General features: G+C 58.8%; 6 protein-coding genes and 1 pseudogene. 2 read left to right on the top strand and 5 right to left on the bottom strand.

Annotated features, from left to right (window positions below):
* Window positions 1-28 precede the first annotated feature (28 nt).
* The 3 genes and pseudogenes from NW805_RS05445 to NW805_RS05455 form a co-directional block, all read right to left on the bottom strand.
* Window positions 29-484: pseudogene (locus tag NW805_RS05445) on the bottom strand (YihY/virulence factor BrkB family protein).
* Between the two features lies 1 nt (window position 485).
* Window positions 486-665, bottom strand: a complete 180-nt coding sequence (locus tag NW805_RS05450; RefSeq protein WP_414421893.1) for a hypothetical protein — start codon at window positions 663-665, stop codon at window positions 486-488.
* The gene (locus tag NW805_RS05455; protein WP_414421894.1) at window positions 640-1,296 is read right to left on the bottom strand and encodes a chromophore lyase CpcT/CpeT; all 657 of its coding nucleotides are present in this window, start codon (window positions 1,294-1,296) and stop codon (window positions 640-642) included. The genes NW805_RS05450 and NW805_RS05455 overlap by 26 nt, the downstream gene beginning before the upstream one ends.
* 416 nt (window positions 1,297-1,712) lie before the next feature.
* On the opposite strand from NW805_RS05455, the gene rlmN reads away from it, so the two are divergent.
* Window positions 1,713-2,771, top strand: a complete 1,059-nt coding sequence (gene rlmN, locus NW805_RS05460) for a 23S rRNA (adenine(2503)-C(2))-methyltransferase RlmN (protein ID WP_414421895.1) — start codon at window positions 1,713-1,715, stop codon at window positions 2,769-2,771.
* 27 nt (window positions 2,772-2,798) lie between these two features.
* On the opposite strand, the gene NW805_RS05465 is transcribed toward rlmN, so the two are convergent.
* On the bottom strand, window positions 2,799-4,601 hold the full coding sequence (locus tag NW805_RS05465) for an aminopeptidase P family protein (RefSeq protein WP_414421896.1): 1,803 nt from the start codon (window positions 4,599-4,601) through the stop codon (window positions 2,799-2,801).
* A 126-nt stretch (window positions 4,602-4,727) separates the two neighbouring features.
* The gene (locus NW805_RS05470) at window positions 4,728-5,102 is read right to left on the bottom strand and encodes a rhodanese-like domain-containing protein (RefSeq protein ID WP_011432658.1); all 375 of its coding nucleotides are present in this window, start codon (window positions 5,100-5,102) and stop codon (window positions 4,728-4,730) included.
* 120 nt (window positions 5,103-5,222) lie between these two features.
* Between NW805_RS05470 and NW805_RS05475 the strand changes: the two genes are divergently transcribed.
* Entirely contained in the window at window positions 5,223-6,137 is a 915-nt protein-coding gene (locus NW805_RS05475; protein WP_414421897.1) for a hypothetical protein, read from the top strand.
* Window positions 6,138-6,480 lie beyond the last annotated feature (343 nt).

Here is a 6,480-nt window from a genome sequence, read left to right on the forward strand (position 1 = left end):
AATTGGCCAGGAACTTCTTGAGTTTTCTCTATCTCGTCAGTGCTCTCTTTTGGCTCAAATGAAAGATCAACACAACCAAAAAGATCAAGCTGGCCAGTCCGGTCAACCCCAAGGTGGCGAGCATCCAAACCAGCGAGATCAGCTTGCGTCTCCAGAAGGGACGGCGCCTATCTTGAGGGATCTCATGGCTGAGATCCAAAGCTGTCATCACCGCCCCCATGGCTCCAGAAGCAGCCCACAGGGTGCCCAAAAAGCTGAGGGACAACAGCCCCCGTTCGCGTCAGCGGTGCGGAGCACTTTTTTGCCCGAAGCGGAGCTCGCGCACATACCGATCCAAAAGCGTCAGGGCCTCTTGGGGAGCAATTTGGCTCAACTGCTCCATCAAGCGCTCGAAGGCTTGCTCAGAGGAGCCGACAAACAGCCCAACCCCGGTCAGGAGCGTGAGGATGAAGGGGAACAGCGCCAACATCGAGCTATAGGCCATTTCAGAGGCCAGGCCAATCGCGTAAGCGGGACGGAGTCCTTAACAGCCGGTAGCGCATCGCGTTTTCCCAGGCCAACCGCAGGGTTAGCCAGACCAACTCTCGCCGGGAACGCCGTCCTGACGACGCGAACGGGATCCCCAGCGCCCGCAGCTGCTCAACCAGTTGCTCCAACAGCCTCATGGTTCAGCACTTCAGCCCACCGGGGTAGGTACTGGGAAAAATCTTGCTTTTTGACAAACCGAAAAGGCCCGGATAGGGATCCCCAGATCACTTGATCGGTCTCCGGATCCCGACCTTGATCCAAGCTGTGAAAGTAGTCGGCTCCGATCTCAAACTCGCTGTACAAATAGGTGGTTCTGCCTTTGCGTTCAACAATACAGCCTTTGCCGGGCAGGCTGCGGCCCCGATAGCAGGATCCCGTCCATTCCACCTGGGTGACACAGCCGGGCAAGAGTTCCAACTCCGCTGCTGTCAGACCGGCCAATTTCCCCTTCGCGTAAGCGTTGCTTAGCAACAACTCCCGACCGGCGCACCTGTAGGAGTCAGGAGCTGTCAGAGCATAGTTTTGAATCCGGATCCCATCTGGAGTATCGAAGAGGTGGATCACCCGCTGTCGGTAAGGCTGCTCAGGATAAATGTCGTACAGTTGCTCCACGTAAAACCCCACCCCCTGCAACACCGACCAAGGCAAGGGGCATTGGTACACATGAATGTTGGCAAACCAGACGGGCTCTGCAATCGCCTGTTGTAGGTTGTTGAAGTGCCCTGCCATCCAGGTGGCCAGTTGAGCCAGTTGGGGGGAAACAGACATAGGTTCAGATGGATTCAATGGATTGAAATCGAGAAGATTCAGATCGAGCGCTCCTGATCCTGCAGACTTTGTCCAACTGTCAGGGACTCCGTCCCGATGGCGCACTCCATAACACACTCTACAAAACTACACCAGGGAATAGCTTGGTAGCCCTGTACTTGAGTGCGGGGTGGAAAAGCCCTTGGGCAACTTGATTTAAGGGAATTTAAGGGATTTAAGAGAGCATTGTTGCTTACCGTCACCCGCCCTGTCTCTGGCGGAGTTGTTGCCATGGGCAGGGGAACCGCAACCCTGTGGCGACGAGGCCGTTCGCGCCACTCGGACGGAGTTCTTGAAGGGGATTGGGTTGCAGGGACAGGCTAGAGTAGAGGAGCCGGACTCCTGTGCCTCTTGAGATCTCGTCTAAGATGGTATTGATGTCGGCCCTACCCATTCCGCTGCTGGGGCAGTCCTTGTCTGCTCTGAAAGACTGGGCAGTTGCCCAAGGACAGCCGGCCTATCGCGGGCAACAACTGCATGCTTGGATCTACCAAAAAGGGATCCGCTCCCTGGAACAGGTGACGGTGTTTCCTAGGGCTTGGCGAGAGGCGGTGCAAAGCTACCCAGTGGGACGCTCGCGCATTGTGCAGCGGACAGAGGCCCGCGATGGTACTGTGAAGTTTCTGCTGGGGTTGGCGGATGGGCAGTTGATCGAAACGGTAGGGATCCCAACGGCCAAGCGTCTGACGGTCTGCGTCTCTTCTCAGGTGGGCTGCCCGATGGCCTGCGATTTCTGTGCCACCGGCAAGATGGGCTACCGGCGCAACCTAGAGCTGCACGAGATTCTGGATCAGGTTTTGACGGTGCAGGAAGATTTTGGCCGTCGCGTCAGCCATGTGGTCTTTATGGGCATGGGGGAACCCCTGCTCAACCGCGATACGGTGGTACAAGCCATCCGCAGCCTGAATCAAGATATCGGCATCGGCCAACGGCATATCACCCTCTCGACGGTGGGGGTACCCCGGCAAATTGCCTGGCTGGCGCAGCAGGATCTGCAAGTTACCCTGGCCGTCAGCTTGCATGCCCCCAATCAAGACCTGCGGCAACGGTTGATCCCTTCGGCAGCCCACTACCCTCTGGACACTCTGATCCAGGATTGCCGCGACTACATGCTGCGCACCGGGCGGCGAGTCAGTTTTGAATATACCCTGCTATCGGGGGTCAACGACCTGCCCATTCATGCCCGCCAACTGGCGCAATTGCTGCAGCAGGCCAGCCGGTCAGGGGTACAACTGCACGTGAACCTGATCCCTTACAACCCCATCTCTGGAGCCGACTATCAACGCCCCCACCCGACACGGGTCAGAGAGTTCGTCCGCCAGCTTGAGCAACACCAGGTGCGGGCCACTGTGCGCCAAACCCGTGGCTTGGATGGCAATGCCGCATGTGGTCAACTGCGGGGATCCTTCCTGCGTTCTTTGCCAGGGGATTTGTAATCGCCGCGCAACGCTTGCGCGAGTACATCAGCTCAGTCCGCAGGCGCATTTTAGCCAGGCGGCATCCTGTTCTGGCAAGGTGGCGTAGTGCATGGCGTAAACCTGCCGGTGATACTCGTCCAGCCAGGCTCGCTGCGCCTCGTTCAACAGTTCCCAATCGATTAAGCGCCCATCAAAAGGGATCCAAGTTAGGGAGCGAAAGCCCATCCAGCCCTCGGGCTCGGGAATGGCAATCACCTCGTAGAGGTTCTCCAGGCGGATCCCACCCCATCCCGGCTGGTAGTAGCCCGGCTCGATGCTGTTGATCATGCCCACCTTGAGAGGGGTGTTGGCGCGGCGGTGGATCCCGTTGGGCCCCTCGTGGACATTCAAAAAGGCGCCGACACCGTGGCCGGTGCCATGGCCATAGTCTAGCCCGGCCTGCCAAAGGGTGGAGCGGGCGATCCCATCCAACGAGACTCCATAGGTGTCGGGGGGGAAGATCTGGCGGGCGCATTGAATGTGGGCCTTGAGCACCTCGGTATAGCGCCGCTTGCACAAGGGATCCGCGGGTTGCGGGCCAATCCAAACGGTGCGGGTATCGTCGGTGGTGCCCCCCAAGTAGTGGGATCCGGAGTCCAACAAAAACAGTTCGCCCGGCTGCAGCAGCTTCTGGGGATCCGGAGTGCTGTAGTGGATGATGGAGCTGTTGGCTCCTGCCCCGGCAATGGTGTTAAAGCTCAGGCCCACCCACTCCCCTTCCTCCCGGTAATGGGCCTCCATGATGGCGGCCACATCGGCTTCGCTGATGGGGATCCCCTGTTGGATTTGCCGGTCGATCCAGGCCAGGGTACGGATCTTGGCCCGGCTGGCTTTGCGGTTGGCCAGGCGCATCTGTTCCAGCTCGGTAGGGTTTTTCACGGCCTTGAGGGCTTCTACTGGGTGCTCCAGCTCGCGGCAGCTCGCATCCTGCAGCAGCTCTTGAGTGCCCTGGGTGGTCTGCTTGGGATCCAAGCCCACCGGCGCATAGCTCTTGGCCCATTGGGGCAGTTGTTGGCTGTAGGTCTCGTAGGGCCAGAGTTCCACCCCGGCTTCTGCCAGAAATTGCCGAGATGGGGGACTGAGCCGCTCCAGATCTGTGAATAGAGCCGCTCTATCTAGGCTGACCAAAGCATAGGCCCAAAACACTGGGTTGTAGGGAATGTCGGATCCCCGCAGGTTAAACAGCCAGGCCACCTGATCCAATTTGGTCAGGGGCAACAGTCCCACCCGCTTGCGGCGCATCTCCTGCCGCACTTGGGCCAGCTTTTCTGCAGGGGTGGCCCCGCTTAGGTGGGTGGGTACCGAGTCAATGGGCCGGTCAAAGGGAGCGACAGGAGCGGATCCCTGAGCCAGCTTATCCACCAAGTTTTCCATGACCGGGATCAAGAGCACCCCTCCCGCTTGGGCATGGGCCTGCAACTGGCGATAGGTGGCCACCGCCACCGTAAAGGGATCCACCCCCAGGCGAAAGCCGGATCCCAGCTCTTCCACAATCTCCATCAGGCTGGGCTGATTCGGCAGACCTCCTTTGATCACTGTCAATAGATTGGGATCCACCTCCCGCTCCGCCTGTTCGTGATAGCGGGGATCCACCCACAGCCAAGCCCTGTCCCGGGTGATCAAGGCATCCCCCACCGAGCCGGTAAAGCCTGTGATCCACTGACGCCGCTTGCGATGTTCCGGCAAATACTCGTTGAGATGCTCATCGGCAGAGGGAACCCAAAAGCCATCCAGATCTTGTTCTCGCAGAAGCTGGCGCAACTGCTGCAAACGGGCAGCAACATCCAGGCGGGGTAAGGTTTGGAGCATGGCAGGAGTAGGGCAAAGCTGTTGTCATTCTAGACAAGGTTAGAAGTTTTCCCTTGCCCCTAGCCCTTGTCCCAAGGGGAGAGGGAAGCTTCCAATGCTGCAATCAGAACAAGAGCGCCCCTGGGTTTAGCGCTCCTCAGGAAAACCCGCTTCCCGCCAAGCCCGCATGCCCCCATCCATCGAGATCACCCGACGATAGCCCATTTTCTGTAGATTATCGGCTGCCAACGCCGAACGAAACCCGCCGCCGCAGTACAGGACGATCTCCGCTTCTTTGTCGGGGATCACCCTCTCGATGTCCCGCTCAATGATCCCTTTGCTCAAGTGGATGGCTCCGGCAGCGTGGCCGGCTTGCCACTCCGACTCTTCCCGCACATCCACAAAATAGAAGGGATCCCCTTGCAGTTGTTTTTGCCTGACCTGCTCGACTGTCAGTTCTTGGATGCGGCTTTTGGCCTCATTGACCAGGGCCAAGAAAGCTGGAGAGTGCTGGGGAGCCATGGAGAACAGGCGCTATGAGCCAAAGCTTATTCCAATCGATCTTATCTGGTCTGGACTTTGGGATCCCAACTGCCCTAAGGCTAGACTGGGATCCAGATTTGCCGGCTGGAGGCCCATGGCTTGAAATCCCGATCTAACTTTCCGCAACTGCTTTGGCCCCTTGCTCTGGCCGTGAGCTGGAGCATCCCCCTTGGATTGACAGCCGGTCACGTCAGCCGGACGGAGTCCTCGGCTTGGGCCCAAGCTGCCCCGATGCCCCTAGAAAGTGGGATCCAGCGGCAAGTTTCCAGCCCACCGCCAGCCGCCCTGGTGGAGTGGCTAAGCCAGCAGGTGGCCGCCGCCAACCGGCGGGATTTGCCAGGGGTGATGGCCGGCTACAGCCCCGACTTCCGCCACCGAGATGGGCTGGACCGGGAAGAGGTGGAAGGTGCCATCCGCAAGCTGTGGAGCTCTCATCCCAAGCTCACCTATTCGGCCCAAATCCTCTCCTGGCGGCAGGTGGGCCTTGAGATTGTTGCGGATATTCTCAGCCAAGTAGAGGGATCCCAATCCTCGGTGCGGGGGGACTTTCAGGTAGAAGCCTCTGCCCTAGTGCGCAATCGCTATCGCCCGGCTCCAGCCAATCCCGGACAACTGCTGTTGATTGACCAAGAAGTGCTGCGGGAGGCCAGCACCCTCACCTCTGGATCTGCCCCTCCCACCGTCACCTTGAACCTGCCAGAGGTGGTCAAACCGGGATCCACCTATTCGCTGCAGGCAATTGTGGCAGAGCCTCTCACCCACTCTTTGTTGTTGGGCGCCGTTGCCGAACAACCTGTTGCCGGGGCGGGCTACCCAGAGGTGACTTCGTTTGCTCTCGAACCCCTACAGGCCGGAGGGATCTTCCTACAGGCGGATGCTCCCCAAGAACCCGGTGCTGAGTGGATCTCGGTGATGTTGGTTAACCAAACGGGCATCACACTGGAGAGCCGGCGTCTTATCGTCAGCGATCGCTTGGCTCTGGAGGGATCCCTGGCCATCCCCACCGTCCCTTAGGAAATCTTCAGGATGATGAGGAATGGCTCTGGGGTAATCTGGACAGGCAGTTGAGCTTGTTAAGATGGGAAACTATGCGCCCCTCAGCTTGTTTGCTTTCTGGTGCTGGCCCTATTTTTGAGCGGTTGCGATAGCGGCGACTCCCTTGGTGCTCCGGTGGTGGATCGCCCCACTCCTGCCAGCAATTGACCGAACAATCCCGAGGGGTCTCGAAAGGTTGGGTCGAGGTGTCTTGAAAGGACCCAACCTCAAGAAACACTGGCATCTTCAGCTAGAAATCGCAGGAGCCCCGCACTGTACCCGTAGGGTCGGTGTCGGGAGGAATGCGCTTTGATGAAGTACA

Origin of the sequence: Synechococcus sp. W60.1 (assembly GCF_047461575.1) — a bacterium.
Taxonomy (GTDB): domain Bacteria; phylum Cyanobacteriota; class Cyanobacteriia; order Thermostichales; family Thermostichaceae; genus Thermostichus.